This is a genomic window from Arthrobacter sp. Y3221157, from assembly GCF_059089865.1.
The window spans coordinates 1-21063 of the sequence record NZ_JBNHFD010000068.1 but is presented as its reverse complement, the minus strand read 5'-3'; the positions used below and the strand labels follow the sequence as shown (position 1 = coordinate 21063).

At 65.9% G+C, this 21063-nt stretch carries 20 protein-coding genes; 7 read left to right on the top strand and 13 right to left on the bottom strand.

What is annotated here, in order from left to right:
• The 4 genes from AC5RTT_RS15240 to coaE all read right to left on the bottom strand — a co-directional run.
• Positions 1-544, bottom strand: a 544-nt coding sequence (locus tag AC5RTT_RS15240) for an MFS transporter (protein WP_494145907.1), incomplete at its 3' end; no start/stop codon positions are given.
• Positions 545-652: 108 nt separating this feature from the next.
• The gene (locus AC5RTT_RS15235; RefSeq protein ID WP_494009059.1) at positions 653-1681 is read right to left on the bottom strand and encodes a TerC family protein; all 1029 of its coding nucleotides are present in this window, start codon (positions 1679-1681) and stop codon (positions 653-655) included.
• A gap of 218 nt (positions 1682-1899) precedes the next feature.
• On the bottom strand, positions 1900-4014 hold the full coding sequence (gene uvrB / locus AC5RTT_RS15230; RefSeq protein ID WP_494145906.1) for an excinuclease ABC subunit UvrB: 2115 nt from the start codon (positions 4012-4014) through the stop codon (positions 1900-1902).
• A gap of 78 nt (positions 4015-4092) precedes the next feature.
• Entirely contained in the window at positions 4093-5322 is a 1230-nt protein-coding gene (coaE, locus tag AC5RTT_RS15225; protein ID WP_494145905.1) for a dephospho-CoA kinase, read from the bottom strand.
• A 37-nt stretch (positions 5323-5359) separates the two neighbouring features.
• Between coaE and AC5RTT_RS15220 the strand changes: the two genes are divergently transcribed.
• Positions 5360-6049: an IMPACT family protein gene (locus tag AC5RTT_RS15220; protein WP_494145904.1), complete on the top strand. Its 690-nt coding sequence runs from the start codon at positions 5360-5362 to the stop codon at positions 6047-6049.
• The gene (locus AC5RTT_RS15215) at positions 6033-6566 is read left to right on the top strand and encodes a GNAT family N-acetyltransferase (protein WP_494145903.1); all 534 of its coding nucleotides are present in this window, start codon (positions 6033-6035) and stop codon (positions 6564-6566) included. Before AC5RTT_RS15220 ends, AC5RTT_RS15215 begins: the two co-directional genes overlap by 17 nt.
• Positions 6567-6632: 66 nt before the next feature.
• On the opposite strand, the gene rpsA is transcribed toward AC5RTT_RS15215, so the two are convergent.
• A complete protein-coding gene (rpsA, locus tag AC5RTT_RS15210) occupies positions 6633-8108 on the bottom strand; it encodes a 30S ribosomal protein S1 (RefSeq protein ID WP_009357636.1) in 1476 nt (491 codons plus the stop codon).
• 208 nt (positions 8109-8316) lie between these two features.
• Entirely contained in the window at positions 8317-9615 is a 1299-nt protein-coding gene (locus AC5RTT_RS15205) for a GNAT family N-acetyltransferase (protein ID WP_494145902.1), read from the bottom strand.
• 342 nt (positions 9616-9957) lie between these two features.
• Here AC5RTT_RS15205 and AC5RTT_RS15200 point away from each other — a divergent pair, with 342 nt between their 5' ends.
• Positions 9958-11325 carry an APC family permease gene (locus tag AC5RTT_RS15200; protein ID WP_494145910.1) on the top strand — a complete coding sequence of 456 codons (1368 nt, stop codon included), beginning with the start codon at positions 9958-9960 and terminating at the stop codon, positions 11323-11325.
• An 89-nt stretch (positions 11326-11414) separates the two neighbouring features.
• Here AC5RTT_RS15200 and polA read toward each other — a convergent pair whose 3' ends face one another.
• Positions 11415-14057 carry a DNA polymerase I gene (gene polA / locus AC5RTT_RS15195; protein WP_494145909.1) on the bottom strand — a complete coding sequence of 881 codons (2643 nt, stop codon included), beginning with the start codon at positions 14055-14057 and terminating at the stop codon, positions 11415-11417.
• Between the two features lie 220 nt (positions 14058-14277).
• Here polA and AC5RTT_RS15190 point away from each other — a divergent pair, with 220 nt between their 5' ends.
• Positions 14278-14751 (top strand): hotdog fold thioesterase, encoded by a 474-nt coding sequence (locus AC5RTT_RS15190; protein ID WP_494145901.1) that lies wholly within the window; start codon positions 14278-14280, stop codon positions 14749-14751.
• A gap of 34 nt (positions 14752-14785) precedes the next feature.
• On the opposite strand, the gene AC5RTT_RS15185 is transcribed toward AC5RTT_RS15190, so the two are convergent.
• The 6 genes from AC5RTT_RS15185 to AC5RTT_RS15160 form a co-directional block, all read right to left on the bottom strand.
• Entirely contained in the window at positions 14786-15337 is a 552-nt protein-coding gene (locus AC5RTT_RS15185; protein WP_494009051.1) for a dihydrofolate reductase family protein, read from the bottom strand.
• 57 nt (positions 15338-15394) lie between these two features.
• A complete protein-coding gene (locus AC5RTT_RS15180; protein WP_009357630.1) occupies positions 15395-15616 on the bottom strand; it encodes a hypothetical protein in 222 nt (73 codons plus the stop codon).
• Positions 15613-16875 carry an inorganic phosphate transporter gene (locus AC5RTT_RS15175; protein ID WP_494145900.1) on the bottom strand — a complete coding sequence of 421 codons (1263 nt, stop codon included), beginning with the start codon at positions 16873-16875 and terminating at the stop codon, positions 15613-15615. The genes AC5RTT_RS15180 and AC5RTT_RS15175 overlap by 4 nt, the downstream gene beginning before the upstream one ends.
• Positions 16876-17030: 155 nt before the next feature.
• On the bottom strand, positions 17031-17537 hold the full coding sequence (locus AC5RTT_RS15170) for an HAD domain-containing protein (protein ID WP_494145899.1): 507 nt from the start codon (positions 17535-17537) through the stop codon (positions 17031-17033).
• Between the two features lie 13 nt (positions 17538-17550).
• Positions 17551-18237, bottom strand: coding sequence for a hypothetical protein (locus AC5RTT_RS15165; RefSeq protein WP_494145898.1), 687 nt, complete (start codon positions 18235-18237; stop codon positions 17551-17553).
• Between the two features lie 98 nt (positions 18238-18335).
• Positions 18336-18770 carry a VOC family protein gene (locus tag AC5RTT_RS15160; RefSeq protein WP_494145897.1) on the bottom strand — a complete coding sequence of 145 codons (435 nt, stop codon included), beginning with the start codon at positions 18768-18770 and terminating at the stop codon, positions 18336-18338.
• A 125-nt stretch (positions 18771-18895) separates the two neighbouring features.
• Here AC5RTT_RS15160 and AC5RTT_RS15155 point away from each other — a divergent pair, with 125 nt between their 5' ends.
• The 3 genes from AC5RTT_RS15155 to AC5RTT_RS15145 all read left to right on the top strand — a co-directional run.
• Positions 18896-19516, top strand: a complete 621-nt coding sequence (locus tag AC5RTT_RS15155; protein WP_494145896.1) for an L-threonylcarbamoyladenylate synthase — start codon at positions 18896-18898, stop codon at positions 19514-19516.
• 161 nt (positions 19517-19677) lie between these two features.
• Complete coding sequence (locus AC5RTT_RS15150; protein ID WP_494145895.1) at positions 19678-20160, top strand: hypothetical protein; 483 nt, start codon at positions 19678-19680, stop codon at positions 20158-20160.
• A 272-nt stretch (positions 20161-20432) separates the two neighbouring features.
• A partial coding sequence (locus AC5RTT_RS15145) for a 13E12 repeat family protein (protein ID WP_494145908.1) occupies positions 20433-21063 on the top strand: 631 nt, incomplete at its 3' end.

The following is a 21063-nucleotide window of genomic DNA, read 5'->3' as shown; positions in this document are numbered from 1 at the left end:
ACGGTCCTGCCACCGCTGGCAGCCCCAGCGCCGCACCCACCACCGTGCCGGGCTGGATCAGGTTGGGTCCTGCTACGGCGCCAACCGTCACGGCCCACACCACGGTGGACAGCGCCCTGCCCCGGTGTTCCGCTTCGGCGAGGTCCACGGCGGCGAACCTGGCCTGCAGGTTCGCTGCGGTGCCCACCCCGATGCCCGCCGCGCCCAGCACAAGCAGGACGAAGAAACCCGTGACCACGGCCAGGACCATGAGCACCGTGCCGGCCAGGGCGGCCGACAGGCCGGCCACCTGGCCCATCCGGCGGCCCCTTCGGTCCGCCAGCGAGGCGAGGGGCAGCGCGGCAAGCGCTGCCCCCAGGGTCATGACGGTCGCCACGGCACCCGCCCAGGCGCTGGAGCCGGAGAGTTCAACAGCGAGGATCGAACCGATCGATACCGTTGCCCCCGTGCCGATTCCGCCGAAGACCTGGGCGGCGGCCAGTAGGACAACGGTGCGCCGCTGCACCCGCCGCACATCATTGTCGGTCATTGCAGTGGGGGCCATGGACAGAGCATAGTCGCCACCGGCGGCCGCCCACAGGGGGCAATTTAAAAGAAGCAGTCCCGGCCGCTCACCGGGCCGGGACTGCTGCTGCTGGAAGGCTGGAAGCCTTTAGTCGACGTCGCTGTGGCTCTTGCGGACGTCTTCTTCCAGGCGCGGATCCAGGTGCGCTTCCTTGGCCTTGGAGCTGACCAGGCTGGCGATCACCGCGATGACGATGGTGCCGACAATGACGGCCAGGGACACGAACGTGGGGATCTCGGGAGCCCATTCGATGTGCTGGCCGCCGTTGATGAACGGCAGCTCGTTCACGTGCATGGCATGCAGCACCAGCTTGACGCCGATGAATGCCAGGATGAAGGACAGTGCGTGCTTCAGGTAGATCAGGCGGTTCATGAGGCCGCCCAGCAGGAAGTACAGCTGGCGCAGGCCCATCAGGGCGAACAGGTTGGCCGTGAACACAATGAACGGGCTCTGGGTCAGTCCGAAGATGGCCGGGATGGAGTCGACGGCGAACAGCAGGTCCGTGAGGCCGATGGTGATGAAAACGATCAGCATGGGGGTGAAGACCTTCTTGCCGTTCACCGTGGTGCGCAGCTTGTTGCCGTCGAACTTCTCCGACATGGGGATCACCTTGCGGATCTTGGCGATCAGCGGGTTCTCACGGTCTTCTTCGTCTTCGCCCTCGTCCTGGGCCTGCTTCCAGGCGGTCCACAGCAGGAAGGCGCCGAAGATGTAGAACACCCAGCTGAACTGCTCGATCACCATGGCGCCCAGCAGGATGAAAATGCCGCGCAGGATCAGGGCGATGATGATGCCCACCATCAGCACTTCCTGCTGGTACTTCCGGGGCACCGAGAACCGGGCCATGATGATGATGAAGACGAACAGGTTGTCGATGCTGAGGCTGTATTCCGTTACCCAGCCGGCCACGAACTGGCCGCCGTATTCCGGGCCGGTGAAAGCGAACATGGTTCCGGCGAACACCAGCGCAAGGCTGACGTAGAACGCTACCCAGAGGCCGGCTTCCTTCATGGATGGTTCGTGGGGACGGCGGACCACCAGGAGAAGGTCGATCAGGAGGATAAGGCCGAGGACGACAAAAGAGCCGACCTCGAACCACACGGGCAATTCGAGCACAGGGTAGCCTTTCGCAGGGTACAGAGATGCGGTGTAAGTCTCTCCGGCCTGCCTGCGCACTTGGTGCTGAGATGGCGGCCCGCTACGCCCGGCGGGGCAACCATGCCCTGCGTGTTGACGATCGTAGCGCTCGGGATACTCCCCTACGTGACGTTAACTGTACATGAGCCGGGAGCGTCGCCGCTCCCGGCTTACGTTGGGTGTCGCCCTGGCGCCGGTCAGGCGTGGCCTGCCGCCTGCATCTGCCGCAGTTCCTTCTTCAGTTCGCTGACCTCGTCGCGGATCCGGGCGGCCACCTCGAACTGCAGTTCGGCAGCAGCGCCGTGCATCTGCTCGGTGAGCTGCTCGATGAGCCCCACCAGGTCCTCGGCAGGCGCTGCAGCCAGTCCGTCCGCGCGGACCTTCGCAGCACCCTTCTTGGCCCCGGCCTTGGTTGCCCCGGTGATCCCGCGCTTGCCCTTGCCGTAGTCGAAGCTGCCCAACAGCGCATTGGTGTCGGCGTCTTCCCGGGCCAGCTGGTCCGTGATGTCCGCGATCTTCTTCCGCAGCGGCTGGGGATCCACGCCGTGCTCAGTGTTGTAGGCCACCTGAATGGCGCGGCGCCGGTTGGTTTCATCAATGGCATTGGCCATGGAGTCCGTGATCCGGTCCGCGTACATGTGGACCTGGCCGGACACGTTACGGGCCGCGCGGCCGATGGTCTGGATCAGGGACGTGGAGGACCGCAGGAAGCCTTCCTTGTCCGCGTCCAGGATGCTCACCAGGGACACCTCCGGAAGGTCCAGGCCTTCCCGGAGCAGGTTGATGCCCACCAGGACATCGAAGCTGCCCAGCCGGAGCTCGCGCAGCAGCTCGACGCGCCGCAGCGTATCGACGTCGGAGTGCAGGTACTCCACCTTCACGCCGTGGCTCAGGAGGTAGTCCGTGAGGTCTTCCGCCATGCGCTTTGTCAGAGTGGTGACCAGGACGCGCTCGTCCTTCTCCACGCGCGTCCTGATCTCGCCCAGGAGGTCGTCGATCTGGCCCTTGGTGGGCTTGACGATGACCTCGGGGTCCACCAGGCCCGTGGGCCGGATGATCTGCTGGACGAAGCCGTCCGCCTTGCCGAGCTCGTACTTGCCGGGCGTGGCGGACAGGTAGACCGTCTGGCCGATCCGTCCCAGGAACTCGTCCCATTTCAGCGGCCGGTTGTCCATGGCGGACGGGAGCCGGAAGCCGTGGTCCACAAGGGTCCGCTTGCGGGACATGTCGCCTTCGTACATTGCGCCGATCTGCGGGATGGTCACGTGGGATTCGTCCACCACCAGCAGGAAGTCGTCCGGGAAGTAGTCCAGGAGGCAATGCGGGGCGGATCCCCCGGGGCGGCCGTCAATGTGGCGTGAGTAGTTCTCGATGCCGTTGCAGAAGCCCATCTGCTGCATCATCTCGAGGTCGTAGGCCGTGCGCATCCGGAGGCGCTGCGCCTCCACCAGCTTGTTCTGCCCCTCCAGGACCGCCAGCCGTTCGGCAAGTTCGTCCTCGATGGACTTGATGGCGCGGCTCATGCGTTCCGGACCGGCCACGTAGTGCGACGCCGGGAAGACGTACATCTCCGTTTCCTCGCGGATGACCTCCCCGGTGACGGGGTGCAGGGTGTAGATATTCTCCACTTCGTCCCCGAAGAACTCGATCCGGAGCGCGAGTTCCTCGTACATCGGGATGATCTCAACCGTATCGCCGCGGACCCGGAACGTGCCGCGGTGGAAGTCCATGTCATTGCGCGCGTACTGCATGGAGACGAACTTGCGCAGCAGCGCATCCCGGTTCATTTCCTGTCCCCTGCGGAGCGTGACCATACCGGCGATGTACTCTTCCGGCGTGCCCAGGCCGTAGATGCAGGAGACCGTGGCCACCACCACAACGTCCCGGCGCGTCAGCAGCGCGTTGGTGGCGGAGTGCCGGAGCCGCTCCACTTCCTCGTTGATGGACGAGTCCTTCTCGATGAAGGTGTCCGTCTGGGGAACGTACGCTTCAGGCTGGTAGTAGTCGTAGTAGGAGACGAAGTACTCCACCGCGTTGTTGGGCAGCAGTTCCCGGAACTCGTTGGCCAGCTGCGCGGCGAGGGTCTTGTTCTGGACCATCACCAGGGTGGGGCGCTGGACCTGCTCGATGAGCCAGGCGGTGGTGGCGCTCTTGCCCGTGCCGGTGGCGCCGAGCAGCACCACGTCCTTCTCGCCGTTGTTGATGCGCTCCGTGAGCTCCGCGATGGCGGCCGGCTGGTCACCCGCAGGCTTGAACTCGCTGATGACCTCAAACGGCGCTACAACACGGTTTATATCCTGCGCAAGGCTCATGGATCTAATCTACAACCGGGCACCGACAGAACGGGCCGAGTCCGTTACGGGCGAACAGCACAGCGGGTGGCGCAGGTGTCAGGACGCGCACGACGGCGGCTGCCACCCTGCTCTTTCGGCCCACCGTTCCATGGGTTCTTCCACGTTCCGGAACCACTCCTCTTTGGCTTCCGCGTAGCCTTCGGTGGTTGCGTCGCCGGCATGCTCGGCGGCCAGCCGCCGCTTGAGGGCCAGATAACCGGCGGCGGCGCCGGCATCGGCGCGCAGCCAGTCCCGGAAGCACAGGGCGAACCGCCATCCGGGCGACCCCGCAGCCCGCACATGCAGGTTCACGTCGCGGCCGGGGTCGGCGCTGGCATGGAAACGCTTGTACCAGTCCTCCGGCCGCGGATGGCCCGGTTCGGGGGCATCGGCGGAACTGCCCGGAACGAAGGGGAACCCGGCTGCGGTCAGGAGCGGGGCAAGGGCGTCTGCCGCGGCCAGGTCAGGGACAGCCAGCTGGAGGTCGATGACGTCCTTGGCGTCGAGGCCCGGGACGGAGGTGGAACCGATGTGCTCCAGGCTGAGGCCGTTGACGCCCACCGCATCCTGGCGGGACAGGGCGGCACGGATCCGGGCCATGATGCGCCGTGCCTCCTGCGGCCATTCCGGGCGGGACGGGAGCAGGACGGGTCCGCCTTGCCGGGCGGCGCGGACCCCCTGGGCGATGTTCAGCGCAAAGGGCTGCAGGCGTCCCTTCCAGAGCCGGTCCACCTGCTCCAGCAGCTCCGCGACGCTGCCCGAATTGTCCAGGACCACGTCCGCGGCGGCCAGCCTGTCCTCCCGGGACGCCTGGGCCTGGATGCGCGAGCGGGCGGCCTCCGCGGTCATCCCCCGGTACTCAAGCATCCTCTGCACCCGTATGTCCTCCGGGGCGTCCACCACCAGAACCAGGTGGAAGTCGCTCCCCTGCCCCGTCTCCACCAGCAATGGAATGTCCTGAACCACCACGGCGTCGTCCGCAGCAGCTCCCACGATGGCCGCGGCGCGGGAACGGACAAGCGGGTGGACAATCCCGTTCAGGGCGGCAAGGCGTTCCGGCTGCCCGAAGACCACCGCGCCGAGCCGGGCACGGTCCAGCCGCCCGCCGTCGTCGAGCATCTCCCCACCGAACTCGGCCACGATCCTGGCCAGCCCCTCCGTACCGGGCTCCACGACTTCACGGGCCAGCGCGTCCGCGTCCACCAACACGGCGCCCAGCTCCTTCAGCCGCGCGGCCACCATGGACTTCCCTGAGGCGATTCCGCCGGTCAACCCGATCTTCAGCACGGCTCCCACCCTATCTCGCCTGACTAAACTGGGGCGGGTGCATGAGCAAGAGAGCAGGGCGGCGTCCTACACCACCCTGGCCGCGGGTCCGGACTTCCGCCACGAGCTGGAGATCAAGCGTTCACGCTTCATCACCGTCCTCCGGCGGGCAGGCACCGAAGAGGATGCCCGTGACCTGGTGGCAGGCCTCCGCCGGGAGTTCCACGACGCCCGGCACCACTGCTCCGCTTTCATCATCGGACCGGACCGGGACATACAGCGGTCAAACGACGACGGCGAGCCCTCCGGGACGGCCGGAATACCGATGCTGGAAGCCCTGTCCAAGAGGGAGACGGCACCCGGAGTGGCGGACCTCAGCGACGTCAGCGCCGTCGTCGTGCGCTATTTCGGCGGCGTGCTGCTCGGGGCGGGAGGCCTGGTCCGTGCCTACTCGGAATCGGTCTCCTCAGCACTGTCGCTGGTGCCCCTGGTACGGCGCAGCCGGCTGCGCATCTGTTCCGCGGCCGTACCCCACGCGGCAGCCGGCAGGCTGGAAAACGACCTCCGCGCTGCCGGCTTCGTGATGGCCGAAACCAGCTACGGCGCCCGGGACACCGTCCTGCGCCTCGCCGTTGCCGATAATGCGGATGCGATCGCCGCCGCCGCGGAACGGCTGCAGGTGCTGACTTCCGGCGGAGTGGGCCTGGCGCCCGAGGGAACGGAGTGGGTGGATGTCGCGCTTGCCTGACGTGTCCCTGGTGGACGTGGACGACGCCGTCATGGAGTCGCTCCTGGCGCTCGCCAAGCGGGACGCATCACCGGACGAGGTGGCTCCCCCGCTGGGCGGGCCCGGCTGGAACCCGGAACGCACCGCGTGGTTCCGCAGCTACCACCGGGCGGCGGCTGAGGGCCTGGACGGGAAGGCCGGCGAAAAATCCTGGGGCATCCTCTGCGGCGGGGCCTTGGCCGGATCCATCCGGCTCCGCCGCCTTGCACCGGGCCACGGCCGGTCAGGCCCTGAAGACGGGAGTGTGGCTGAGACGGGCATCTGGCTGGGCAGGAGCTTCCGGTCCCGGGGAATTGGGAGTGCCGCGCTGCACCTGGTGCTGGCTGAGGCCCGGAAGGCAGGACTGTCCAGGGTGGTCGCCCGCACGCTGGCCGGCAATAGAGCGGCGCAGCATCTGCTCGCGTCGGCGGGCGGGCACCTGCAGCCCGAAAACGACGGAACTGTCCTCGCCGTCGTCGAACTTCAATCCGCCGGTTAACGCACAGTGGGCCCCTGCTTCCGCAGGGGCCCACTGTGTCAGCCCGGAAATCCGGGCCGGCGGCAATTAGTTGCCGGTCAGCTTCTCGCGCAGGGCGGCAAGAGCCTCATCCGAAGCCAGGGTGCCGGCGCCGGTGTCGGCGGCAGCAGGCTCGGAGGAGTAGCTGGTGGCGCCGGAGTCGCTGTCACCGGACGTTGCAGCAGCAGCGTCGTCGGCAGCGTGCTGGGCAACCTGCTTCTTGTGGGCTTCCCAGCGGGTCTGGGCGTCAGCGTACTGCTGCTCCCAGGCGGCGCGCTGGTTCTCGTAGCCTTCAAGCCACTCGTTGGACTCGGGATCGAAGCCCTCGGGGTACTTGTAGTTGCCCTCTTCGTCGTACTCTGCGGCCATGCCGTACAGAGCGGGATCGAATTCGGTGCTGTCGGCGTCGACGCCCTCGTTGGCCTGCTTGAGGGACAGCGAGATGCGGCGGCGCTCGAGGTCGATGTCGATGACCTTGACGAACAGTTCGTCGCCAACGGAAACAACCTGCTCGGCCAGCTCAACGTGGCGGACAGCGAGCTCGGAGATGTGGACCAGGCCTTCGATGCCGTCTTCGACGCGGACGAACGCACCGAACGGAACGAGCTTGGTGACCTTACCCGGAACAACCTGGCCCAGGGCGTGGGTGCGGGCGAAGGTCTGCCACGGATCTTCCTGCGTGGCCTTGAGCGACAGGGAGACGCGCTCGCGGTCCAGGTCCACCTCGAGAACCTCGACGGTGACTTCCTGGCCAACCTCGACAACCTCGGACGGGTGGTCGATGTGCTTCCAGGACAGCTCGGAAACGTGAACCAGGCCGTCTACGCCGCCCAGGTCCACGAAGGCACCGAAGTTGACGATGGAGGAAACGACGCCGGGACGGACCTGGCCCTTTTCCAGCTTGTTGAGGAAGGTGGAGCGGACCTCGGACTGGGTCTGCTCGAGCCATGCACGGCGGGACAGAACAACGTTGTTGCGGTTCTTGTCCAGCTCGATGATCTTGGCTTCGATCTGCTGACCGATGTACGGAGCCAGGTCGCGCACGCGGCGCATCTCGACGAGGGATGCGGGCAGGAAGCCGCGCAGGCCGATGTCGAGGATAAGACCACCCTTGACAACCTCGATGACGGTACCGGTGACAACACCGTCTTCTTCCTTGACCTTCTCGATGTCGCCCCAGGCACGCTCGTACTGAGCACGCTTCTTGGAGAGGATCAGACGGCCTTCTTTGTCTTCCTTGGTGAGCACCAGGGCTTCGACCTGATCGCCGACGGAGACAACTTCTCCGGGATCAACATCGTGCTTGATGGACAGCTCGCGGGAGGGGATGACACCTTCGGTCTTGTAACCGATGTCGAGCAGGACTTCATCGCGGTCGACCTTGACGACGGTACCTTCGACGAGGTCTCCGTCGTTGAAGTACTTGATGGTGGCGTCGACTGCTGCGAGGAAGTCCTCAGCGGTACCGATGTCGTTAATGGCGACTACAGGGGTACCGGGCTTCTCGGTGGAGGTGATGGTCATGTAGTAGGGGCTCCGTTGTGGATAGTTAGTCGGTCAGGCAAACCGGCGCGCCCGCGTTATGGAACGCAGGCGCGATTCGCGGTGAATCCGACGGATCCTCCGGGTCATCCTGATTTTGTGGATTTTACAGAACGTGCACGTGGTACACGCCCGTTTAGTCTAGTCGCCGCCGCCAACAAGGGCAAAAGCGGGCAGGTACCCCTCCCCCTCAGAAGTGGGTAAGGCAGTGGGTGGCCCGCTCCACCGCGAACATCTGGCGGGCCTGCAGCACCGCGCCTTCAGTGTTTTCACGGATCTTCCCTGCCGCCGCCAAAGTCACCGGGCAGACACCGCCGAGGTAGATGGAGGAAAGCGCGGAGACGTCCAGTGCCAGGTCCGCGGGGGTGCCTTCCGGGAGGCGTTCGACGGCGGCCCGGCCCCCCTCCACTGCCAGGGCCCAGGTTCCCGCGGTGAGCCCGAGTGGGTCATTGAGCTCCAGCACCAGCCTGCCGTCAGCCGGATACTGCCGGGCCTCGAGGGCCGCGGCGGCGTCCAGGATCCGGAGCCAGAGCATGTCCCTGCTGTCCGACGAGTCAATGCAGCGGGGGTCCATGAGGGCCCAGGGCAGGGGGTCGTCCAGTGGAGCTTCACCCCAGGTGATACGTTCCACGAGGTCGATCGCCGCCAGGAACTGCCAGAGTTCGAGGTAGGCGTCGTTCGTGGCCGCCAGCAGGTCCACCACTTCAACTGTGTAGGGCTTGGTGTCCCAACCAAGGAACTTGTACGAGACGTAGCCGTCCACGTCGCCGCCGGGGCCGTAGTGGAGCGCCACCTTGACGGCGGGGTCCTCTTTGCCGTCGTGTCCCAGTGACCCGGACGCCAGCTGCCGGTACCACTCCTGCCGTCCGATGGACCCCGGGGTCAGCCGGTGCACGCGGTCGAACACCACCGGGGCCAGTTCCAGCAGGGCCTTGGGGTCGGCCACCTCCACGGAGCCGGTGGGCTGGTGCTGCAGGTGGAACCGGGTGGTGGTGTCAACCTTCAGGGAGCGCTCGAAGCTCGCCACCCCGTAGCCGAACCTTCCGTAAATGGACCCCTCGGAGGCCGTGAGTGCCGCCATCGCCACGCCGTCCTCCTTCGCGAGCCTGAGGTCCTCGCTCATCATCCGCCGCAGCAGGCCCCGCCGGCGGTGGGAAGTACGCACCGTCACCGAGGTGACCAGTTGCGTCTCCAGTGTCCTTCCGAAGCCGATGTTCAGGGGCTTCCGGAGCGTCGCGAACGTGGCCACGGGAACCTCAGCGGGCAGGGATCCAGGAGCGACGCCGCCGGTCTGGTAGGCGCCCGTCAGGACGCGGCCATCCACCTCGTAGGTGGCGAGGGCCTTTTCCACGTGCTCGGGCGTGCGGGTGGACTCGTGGAAACCGAACGAAACCGCCCGGGACCACGTGGCGGCTTCCTCGTAGCCGTCGTTGCCTTTCGAGACCGCGCCGAAGCGCCGGATTTCATAGTTGCCGCTCAGATCGCTCATTCGTCCGAGCCTAGCAAGTTGCATCATGGCAACCATCTGTTCCACAAACCGCGGTTTTGCTTCGCCGAGGGGCAAGATTGGTAATCCTGCTCAAACCCGGCACAGCGGTTCTAGGCTCATGCACAGTGTCCAGGGCCTTGGCGGGGGTCTATGTTGTTCGAGCACAGAGTGGCACACTTCACATCAAGGGCGCCCGCGACTACGCTTCAACCTCACTTCCGACAACATCACAGAACCACTCAGCGAGGATAAATGGACATATCTAAAACGGCGCAAGCGCCAGACACTTCCCTTTTGAAGGTTCTGGGCAACTGGGACGCCCTGGCGCTCGGATTCGGAGCCATGATCGGCTTCGGCTGGGTCGTTCTCACCGGCGGCTGGATCGCATCGGCCGGAACACTGGGGGCCGTCCTGGCCATGATCACCGGTGGTGCCATCATGGGCGTGGTGGGTCTGACCTACGCCGAGTTGACTGCGGCCATGCCAAAGGCGGGTGGAGAACATAACTTCCTGCTCCGCGGGATGGGCCCCCGGTGGTCCTTCATCGGCTCCTGGGCCATCACAGGCGGGTATATCACCATCGTTGCCTTTGAGGCCGTGGCCCTGCCCCGGACTGCGCAATACCTCTTCCCGAACCTCAGCCAGATCCCGCTCTGGGAAGTCGCCGGTTACCACGTGCACCTGACCTGGGCGCTGGTGGGGGCCGTCGCAGCGATAGTGATTACTGGAATCAACATCCTCGGGGTGAAGCTTGCCGGCGCTGCCCAGACGTTCGTGGTGGTCTTCCTGCTGGTCATTGGCCTGATGCTTGTGTTCGGTTCCTTCGTCGGGGGTTCGGCCACGAACATGGAGCCCTTCTTCACCGGTGGCCTGAACGGCTACTTCGCCGTCCTGGTGGTGGTTCCGTTCCTGTTCGTGGGCTTCGACGTCATCCCCCAGTCAGCCGAAGAAGTAAACATCCCGGCACGGCAGATAGGCAGGCTCGTCGTCGTCGCCGTCCTCCTCGCAACCGTCTGGTACGTGATGACCGTCCTGACCACGTCCTCGGCAATGCCCGCCGGTGAGATAGCACAGGCGGATATAGCAACTGCCGATGCCATGGGCGCGCTGTTCGGCAGTGACGTGATGGCGAAGATCCTGATCGCTGGCGGAATCGCGGGAATCCTGACCTCATGGAACTCGCTGCTTCTGGGTGCCTCGCGCCTGATGTTCTCGATGGCACGTTCCGGCATGCTGCCGGCGTGGTTCGCCAAGCTGCATCCGAAGTACCGCACTCCGGTCAACGCACTCCTGTTCATCGGCGTGCTGTCCTTTATTGCCCCATTCTTCGGCGTATCAATGCTGGGATGGCTGGTTGATTCCGGGGCGCCCAGCATCGTTATTGCCTACATCCTGGTGTCCGTGGTGTTTGTGATCCTGCGCCGGCGCGAGCCCGGAATGGCCCGGCCTCTCCGGGTGGGCGGACAGGGTAACGGCGGCATCATGATCGGCGTTGCCGCGGTGGTCCTCTGCCTTGGACTGCTCAGCCTCTACCTGCCCGGCATGCCCGCAGCCTTGACCCCACCGCCATGGATCCTGTTCGGCCTCTGGTGGGTGCTCGGCGCGGTTTTGCTGTTCCGGATCCCATCCGGTGTCATTCCCGGCGAGGACGCTGAGCATGACCTGCTGGAGCTGCTGAGGCAGCGGCGGAAGTCGGCCAGGAACAGCTGACAGCCTGCCCTGCCCGGGGCGGGGACGTGCTGACAACGCAAGAGAGGTGGGACGGTTTTCCGTTCCACCTCTCTTGGGCTGTGCGTTGTTTAGTGCCCGGCGTCGTACCAGCTGGGACCGACGCCGAGCTGGACTTCCAGGGGCACGCTGAGGTCCGCCGCGGCACCCATCTGCTCCGTGACCAGCTTCTCCACCGCCTCGCGTTCCCCGGTGGCGACTTCGAGGACCAGTTCGTCATGGACCTGCAGCAGCATGCGGGATTTGAGCCCCTGGGACTGCAGTCCGGCGTGGACTCCCAGCATGGCGCGCTTGATGATGTCCGCGGCCGAGCCCTGGATGGGGCTGTTCAGGGCGATGCGTTCCGCGTTTTCCCGCAGCTGCCGGTCGGTACTGGTGAGGTCCGGCAGGTAGCGACGACGGCCTTCGATCGTGGCGGTGTACCCGTCCACGCGCGCCTGGTCCACCACGCCGCGGAGGTAGTCGCGGACCGCCCCGAACCGGTCGAAGTAGTCCTTCATCAGCGTGCGGGCCTCGTCCACGGAGATCTCCAGCTGCTTGGACAGGCCGAAGGATGTCAGCCCGTACGCGAGCCCATAGGACATGGCCTTGACCTTCGAGCGCATGGCGCTCGTGACCTCACTGGTGGGCACATGGAAGATGTTGGAGCCAACGAAGCGGTGCAGGTCCTCGCCGTCGCGGTACGCCTGGATCAGGCCCTCGTCGCCGGACAGGTGCGCCATGATCCGCATTTCGATCTGCGAGTAGTCGGCGGACAGAAGGCATTCGTAGCCGTCGCTGACCACGAAGATCCCGCGGACCCGGCGGCCCTCCTCGCTGCGGATGGGGATGTTCTGCAGGTTGGGATTGTTGGAAGAGATGCGGCCGGTGGCGGCCACATTCTGGGCGTAGGTGGTGTGGATGCGCCCGTCCTCCGCCACCGACTTCTTGAGCGACTCGATCATCTGCCGGAGCTTGGCCGCCTCCCGGTGCGCCATGAGCTGGACCAGGAACTCGTGCCCGGTCTTCTCCAGCAGGTTCTTCAGCGACGCGGCGTCGGTGGTGTAGCCGGACTTGATTTTCTTCGTCTTGGGCAGCTGCAGTTCGTCGAACAGGACCGTCTGCAGCTGTTTGGGGGAACCGAGGTTGACCTCGTGGCCGATGGCCGCGAACGCCTGCTCCTGGGCCTGGTCGATGACCCGGGCGAGGTCGGCGAGCTGTTCATCCATGCGGTCCATGTCGATCCGGATGCCGGCCAGCTCCATGTCCGCCAGGACCCGGCTGACGGGCAGTTCCAGGGTGGACAGCAGCTCCTCCGCCTTGCGCTCCTTGAGCTCGCTTTCGAAGTACCGGCTCAGGGAAAGTACGACGGCGGCTGCCTGGACGAGTGCGTCGGCGGCGGCGGTATCGTCCCCGTCAAACGACAGTTCAAGCTGGCCGGCTTTGGCGGTGGCCGCGGAAATTCCGACGTTCAGGTGGTGCTGGGCGAGTTCGTCCAGCTCGTAGGAGCGGCGGTCCGGCTGGATGAGGTACCCGGAAATTGAGGTGTCATCCACCACGCCTTCCAGTTCCAGCCCGCGGGCCGTCAGCGCCTTCAGTGCGGACTTGAAGCCGTGCATCACCTTGGGCGCTTCGGGGTCGCGCAGCCAGCGGGCCAGCACGTTCTCCGTTTCGGCATCCTGGCCGGAGAGGTCGATGTAGGCGGCCGCGCCGTCGCGGACAATGGCCACGGCTGCAGCATCCTCGCCGATCCGTCCCGGGATGAGGTCCACGGCGACGGCCGAGCGCTGCCCTGCACCCGAGGCCAGGAACGCCTCCAGCTCGGCGGCGGTTGCGGGGGTAGTGTAGTCCGGGGCGTCGATGCTTTCGCGTTCCGCGGCGGGCGCGTCCTCTTCACTGTAGAGAGCGAAGAGGCGGCTGCGGATGGTCTTGAACTCCAGCTGGTCGAACAGGTCTTCCAGGGCTGCCTGGTCCGGGCGGGGCTGGTACAGGTCGTCAAGCGTGACGGGAAGCTCCAGGTCCGTGTGAAGCTGATTGAGCATGCGGTTCCGCTTCACGTTTTCGACGTTCTCGCGCAGGGCGTCACCCACCTTCCCGCCGATGGAGTCCAGGTGTTCCAGGACACCTTCCAGTCCGCCGTAGAGGTTGATCCACTTGGCCGCGGTCTTCGGGCCGACGCCGGGCACGCCGGGAAGGTTGTCCGCCGTCTCCCCCACCAGGGCGGCAAGGTCCGAGTACCGGGACGGGCTGACGAAGTACTTGGCCTCGATGGCAGCGGCGTCCATCCGGGGGATATCGCTGACGCCCTTCTTGGGATACAGGACGAACACGTTGTCCGTGATGAGCTGGAACGCGTCCCGGTCGCCGGAGACCAGCAGCACCTCAAAGCCAGCCTTTTCGCCCATGGCGGCCAGGGTGGCGAGGATGTCGTCAGCCTCGTAGCCCGGCAGCTTGATGGTCTTGATGCCCCAGGCCTCCACCACCTGCGCGATCAGGTCGATCTGGCCGCTCATCTCGCGGGGGGTCTCGTTCCGGCCGCCCTTGTACTCGCTGTACTGGGCCTTGCGGTGCGTGGTCTCATCGGAGACGTCGAAGGCCACGGCGATGTGCGTGGGCTGCTGCTCCTTGATCAGGTTGATCAGCATGGAGGTAAAGCCGTGGATGGCGTTGGTGTGCTGCCCGTTCATGGTGGAGAACTTGTCCGCGGGGAGGGCGAAGAAGGCACGGAAAGCCATGGAGTGGCCGTCCAGGACCAGGAGCCGCGGCTGGCCTGTCAGGGGGACCACCGGGGCTGCGGTGGCTGAAACCGACTCACCGGCGGGAGCAGGAATCTTGTCCTTCACGACGGTGCCGCCCTGGGCACTTCCGCCTTCCAGGGCAGGGTCCTGCGGAAGGACTTCGGACGGGAAAGGGGCCGGTTTGGTTGTTTCACTCACAGGTGCCAGCCTAGTTGGCATGATGGACAATTTCACGCCAGGCCCGTTCGCGGAGGAGCTGGCGGCAGCCGGTGTTCCGGACCACCTGCATGGTTGGCTGGGCCGGTACGGGATCGGCGCGCTGGTGGTGAAGATGGGGATCCGGTTCCTTGAGATGAGCCCCGAACGGACAGTGGCCACCATGCCCGTGGAGGGCAACACCCAGGTGGCGGGCATCCTGCACGGAGGTGCGCATGTTGTGCTGGCTGAGACACTGGGCTCGTTTTCCGCGTCCATGCATGCCGGCGACGGCGGGCACGCGGTGGGGATCGAGGTAAGTGCCACCCATCACCGTTCCATCTCAACAGGCCTGGTGACCGGGACATGCACCGCCATCCACCTGGGCGGGACCCTGGCAACGCACGAGATCGTCATGACGGACGGACAGGGCCGGCGGCTCTCGACCGCCCGGATCACGAACCTGATCAGGAAGAACGCGCCCGCAGGGCAGTAGCCGGGCGCCTGGCCAGCTCCGGCACCCGGAGCCGCTAGGAACTATCGCGGTTGAAGTGGTAGCGCAGCTCCACCACGCCCCTGCCCAGGGTGCGCGAGGCAGCCAACTCAAGGGGCGGCGTCGGGCCCGCCAGCGGAAGCAGCCGCTTGCCGTCGCCAAGGACCACCGGGATGACCGAGAGGATGATTTCGTCCAGCAGCCCGGCGTCGGCGAACTGGGCGGCCAGGTTTCCTCCGCCCACCACCCAGACGTTCCTGCCTGCAGCACCACGCCGGAAGTCCTCGACGAACTCGCCCACGTCGCCCCGCACAAAGGTGATGTCCGCCCCTGAGGGTGCGGAATACTCGTGCCTGGTGAACACATAGCTCGGCGTCCCGGAATACGGCCACTTGTCCGGTTCGTGCGCCATCAGCCAGGCGTAGGTTTCCCCACCCATGACGATGCAGCCCACGTCGGCCATGAAGGCGTCGTAGCTTTCGGATCCGCCCTCGAAGCCGTCAAACTGCAGGAGCCAGCCGAGGTCGTCGGTGGACGTGGCGATGAAGCCGTCCAGCGAGGCAGCGACAAAGTACTGGAAGCGTGGCATGCGCCCAGCCTAGCCAAAGCCGCCCGGCGTGGACAGTGTTCCGAGCCCCCGTCCGGACTAGCCGGAGAAGTACGGGATGATCAGGTACAGCCCGAAGAGCACGGCCAGGCCGCACAGGCCGAAGCACACGTAGGCGAACGATTTCTTGATGCCGGGCGATGCCTGCTGGGAATCGGCAGCGATGGCGGTGAGCCGGACACCCAGCGAGTACAGGGTCACCACGGTAACGGCCGCGATCAGGGTGGCGCCGGCCACGGTCACGAGTTCCAGCCACTTCATCGCCGGGGCTCCTTCGGGTTGGTGGCTTCGGCGTCGGCTTGCGCCTCGGCCTCTTGCTGTGCCTTGTGTGCCTGCGCCCTCGCACGGGCCATGGCCTTCTTCTTCCTGAAGCGGACAGCCTGGCCGGCTTCTTCCACTTCAATGGCGTTGTGGTGGCCCACGGCCGACTTGCGTGAGTAGAAGAACATGAAGAGTACGGCGGCGGTGCCGGCAACGGCCGCGATCAGCACGCCCACCACGCCGGTCTTGACCAGCAGGGCGGTGAGGGCACCCACGATGCCCGCGGCGGGCAAGGTGAAGAGCCAGCCGAGGGCGATCTTCCCCACCATGCTCCAGCGGACGCTGGTGCCCTTGCGGCCCATCCCGGAGCCGATCACGGATCCGGAGGCCACCTGGGTGGTGGACAGGGCGAAGCCAAGGTGGGAGGACGCCAGGATGGCGGACGCGGTGCTGGTTTCGGCGGCGAACCCCTGGGCGGGCTTGACCTCGGTCAGCCCGGCGCCCATGGTCCGGATGATGCGCCAGCCGCCGGCGTAGGTGCCGATGGCAATGGCGAACGCGCAGGCCGCGATGACCCAGAAGAGGGGGCCGGAGCCGGGCTCCTGGGTGCCGGCTGCGATCAGGACCAGCGTGATGATGCCCATCGTCTTCTGGGCGTCGTTGGTGCCGTGGGCCAGCGCCACCAGGCTGGACGTAAAGATCTGTCCGGTGCGGAAGCCGCCGCGTTTCTGGGTGAGCTTGCTGCCCGTTTCCGGATCGTGGCGGGACGTGAGGGCATAGGCGAGGCGGGTGCACACGTACGCCACGATGCCAGCGATGAGCGGCGCGAAAATCGCGGGGAGGATGACCTTCTGCATGAGGCCCTCAAGGTTGATGGAGTGGAACCCGATTCCGGCGATCGCCGCGCCGATCAGGCCGCCGAACAGTGCGTGGGAGGAACTGGATGGCAGGCCCTTGAGCCACGTGATCATGTTCCAGAGGATGGCGCCCATCAGGCCGGCGAAAATGATGTCCGGCGTGATCTGGATGCCGTCCGAGCCCTCACGGATGATGCCGCCGGAGACCGTTTTGGCCACCTCGGTGGACAGGAAGGCGCCCACCAGGTTCAGGATGGCAGCCAGGGTTACCGCGGTTTTCGGCTTGATGGCACCGGTTGCAATGGGGGTGGCCATGGCGTTTGCGGTGTCGTGGAAGCCGTTCGTGAAGTCGAAAAATAGTGCCAGCGCAATGACCAGCGCCACCATGAAGGTGATATCCACCTGTTGCCCAATCTGCAGAGACGACGTTCGGCAGTTTCTATCCCCCGGCTGCTGCCTTGGACGGCATAATTAACCGACTGTTCATGTGGAATGAGTTGCGGCGTTTACCAAACCGGCGGGAAACCTTATCGATCGTACGCGTCCGGGCCATCAGGTCAAAACATCGGTTGGGTCAGGAACGTGCGGACCGCCGCCAGTTCAGCCGGTGAAATCCCCCAGCGCGGATGAGGCGAAACAAGGCGGATCCGCCTGCCCAGCAGCCGTGCCCACGCTTGCGCCTCCTCCTCGAAATCCAGTTGGTCATCGATCCAGGCCACCGCGTCCGGACCCGTCGCTTCCACATCGTCCTGGATGGCGCGCAGCTTCCACCATTCGGTTCCGCCCGACGGCCCGGTTGCCGAGAGATAGGGCCAGCTGCCGCCGTCGAGGCCGATGGCCGGGCACAAGTACTGCGGGGCAAGTTCCTCCCAGCTGGTAAGCCAAACGCAGCGGACCCCGTCGGCCCGCGCCAGCGAATTCAGCCCGTCCACCAGTTCCCTGGCATAGGCAACGGGCAGAACGCCGGCATCCGCAAGGCACCACGCTGAACCCCATCCGGTGGTTCCCGCCGGGCCGAAAGGGCAGATGACGCCGTCGACGTCGATATAAAGCGTGCGGCCCACGCTGCCCTGCCTCTCAGCTCCGGCGGAACTCCGAAGGCGCCCGTCCCGTGTCCAGCCCGGGGGCCATGCGCTCCTCCAGTGCGGCGACAGTCACGTCCGGCAGGACGATAAGGCCGTCCAGTTCGCGCCGCGCCCGCTTGTACGCTGCCTGGCGCTCGGCGGGGGTGGCGGCCTGGTTCTCCGCGATCATCAGCAGCTTCCGGGCGGTGGCCAGCCGCTCACGCTCGGGTCCACTGAACTTGCTGTCCCTGATGCGCCGGGCTTCCCGCTCGGCCACATCCAGTGCCACGGCGAAACTGTTGACGGCCTGCCGGTAGGCCTCCAACCGGGCGGGTGACGTGAGGTCCGTTGCAGCGTTAGGCCGCTGGCCGTCGGCCTCCCGCTTCGCCCGCAGGAATGCCACGGTCAAAGGTTCCCGGACATCCGTCATGAGCGGAAAATCGATGAGTTTGCCGACGTCCAGTTCATAGTCCAGCCAGCGCCGGTTGGTGGCGTCATGGGTTGCCATCAGGGCTTCCACTTCCGCCGTTGACGCCTGCTCCGCTGCCAGGTGCTGGTTGCGCAGCTTGTACAATTCCACCTTGCGCTGGTGCCGGCGCTCACTGGCCTTGCGCCAACTGCTGGCCCAGTGTCCCGTAAAGGCAGCCAGCGGAAAGACCAGCCACCATTTGTCAGCCAGGAACTCGAAAAGGGACTCCACCCGTCCATCGTCGCAGGCGCCGCAGCGCGCCTCAAGGAGGATTTCGGTCGGGACTGCTTCCCCGGGAATGATCCCCCGGGGAGACAGTCCGGCCAGGATCAGTCCGCGCCGGTGCTGCCCTGGGCGGCGTTGACGTTAACCAGCCAGCCGATGCCGTAGCGGTCCGTGCACATGCCGAACACATCACCCCACGGGGACTTCTCCATCGGGACGGTGACCGAGCCGCCGTCGCCGCTGAGCTTCTCGTAGTAGCCCCGCAGCTCTGCCTCGTCTTCCCCACTGAGCGAGATGGAGATGGCGGACCCCTCACGGTATTCCATGCTGTTCGGGGTGTCGGCGCCCATGAGGACCAGACCCTGCGGTGTGGTCAGCATGCCATGCATGATCTTGTCCCCCTCCGCGGGATCCTCGCTGGCCTGGTAATCCCCGAACGTGCTGACGCGGAGGTCGCCGCCGAACACGGACTGGTAGAAGTTCAGCGCCTCGCGGGCGTTGTCACGAAAGTTGAGGTAAGGGTTGAGGATGGTCGACATGGTTAATCTCCTTAGTGGGGACTGACACGGTGAAACCAGACAACATCCTGCCCCAAAGGAGGGCGCGCTGGTAGGGGGTTTGGCACCTTCGTGCAGGCAGGGCCGGGTGCCACTAGGCTCGGGGCATGGCCAGATACTTCGACGTTCATCCCCAGGATCCCCAGCCGCGGGCCATCACCCAGGCTGTGCGCATCGTTCTCGACGGCGGGCTGATCGCCTACCCCACCGACTCCTGCTATGCGCTGGGCGCACAGATGGGCAACAGGGACGCCCTCGACCGGATCCGCAGCATCCGGCAACTGGACGACAAACACCATTTCACCCTCGTCTGCCGTGACTTCGCCCAGTTGGGTCAGTTCGTGAACATCGGCAACGACGTGTTCCGGAGCATCAAGTCCGTCACCCCGGGGAGCTACACGTTCATCCTGCCCGCCACCCGGGAAGTACCCAAGCGGCTGCTGCATCCCAAGAAGAAGACGGTTGGCGTCAGGATCCCGGACAACCGGGTGGTCCAGGCGCTGCTGGCCGAGCTGGGCGAGCCGCTGCTGTCCAGCACGCTCCTGCTGCCGGACGAGGAAGACCCTCTGACTCAGGGCTGGGACATCAAGGAACGGTTGGACCACCAGGTGGATGCGGTGATCGATGCCGGCGACTGCGGAGCCGAACCTACCACCGTGGTGGACTTCTCCAGCGGCGTCGCGGAAGTCGTCCGGCACGGCGCGGGAGACGCGTCCCGGTTCGAGTAGGTTGCGGTTGCGGTAGCGCACGACGGCGGCCCGGCGGGTCCGCGGCGCTGAACTTCTTGCGGTAGCTGGCGTGCGTCGATGTGACGGCGGGCCATCAGGGCCAGGCTGATAGGCTCCACGAGCGGCCGCTGGGGCCGCCAACTAAATGGGGGAATCGTCTCATGCGCACCAAACACCTGCTCCGCCTTTCAGCCTGTGGGGCCGTCGTCGCGGCCCTGGCAGTGGCCGCACCACTCCCGGCCCATGCGGCCAGCACCGAAGGCACGGAAACGACGTCCTCCAGCGAATGCACTGGACTAGCGCCCGGCGTCATCACGTGCCTGACCATGGAAGAGCGCCGGATCAAAGTGGTTACACCGTCGGGCACTGCAATCCTTCAGGGGTACCGGGAGTACTCGGATGCCACGACTTACCCTGGCGGCTCGTGGTCAAGTGATGGGGCACGGAGATACGTTGCCGTTTTCGGATCGTCGATAGTCGTTCCGGACGGAACCGTTTACTTCGACCCGAAGGTGACCAGGGTCGATGGTTGGGACATTCTGTCCTACTCAGATGGCCTGAATTGCGTACTGGACACAAATTACGTCGAGGTCAACGGCACAAACGGCTACAACCACAGCACCGGGACTTGCACCACCAACTAAGCCAGGTTTCCTGAAGGCCCGGTCCACACGGAGCGGGCCTTCAGCGTGCTGCCGTGAAGGAAGCGACGTGGCGGCACGGCTGGTTTTCCACATAGCGTTCTTGCCTGGGCGGGATTGTCAGGGGTCGCTGGAAGACTCTATTCATGGAGGCGGTTGGGGCAGCGGCAGGGCCGAAGAACGGTACGGTGGCGGGGCATTGTGGTGTCGCCGCGATCGCTGATGCCCTGGCGATCCTGGCTGCTGTGCCGGTCGCCTCTGATGGTGGTGCGGGGATGATCAACCAGCTGCGGCAGCTCGAAGATTTGAAGTCCCTGGCCGGCGCCCGGCAGGCCGAGATCGCTGTTGCCTTTGACCTGTCCCAGCGGCGGGAGCAGGCCGCGGCCGGTGTCCCCGCCGAGGAGCAGGGCACGGGTGTTGCCGCCCAGATTGCGTTGGCGCGGCGGGAATCCCCAGCCCGCGGCGGACGGCTCCTGGGGATGGCGAAAGCGCTGACGGGGATGCCGCGGACGCTGACAGCGTTCCGGTCCGGGCGGCTGAACGAGTGGCGGACCACCCTGATCGTGAAAGAGACAGCTTGCCTGACCACCGAGGACCGGGCAGCGGTGGACGAGGAACTCGCCGCCGACACCGGCACACTGGACGGGGCCGGGGACCGCGCCATCACTAACGCCGTCCGCACCGCAGCGTACCGGCGCGACCCCCGCTCTGTCCCGAGGCGGGCAGCCCACGCCATGACGGAGCGGACAGTGTCGTTGCGCCCGGCGCCGGACACCATGACCTACCTGACCGCGCTGCTGCCCGTCCATGAGGGGGTGGCCGCCTACACCGCCCTGACACAGGAGGCCGACGCCGCCCGCTCCGCAGGGGATGAGCGGTCCCGGGGCCAGGTCATGGCCGACACCC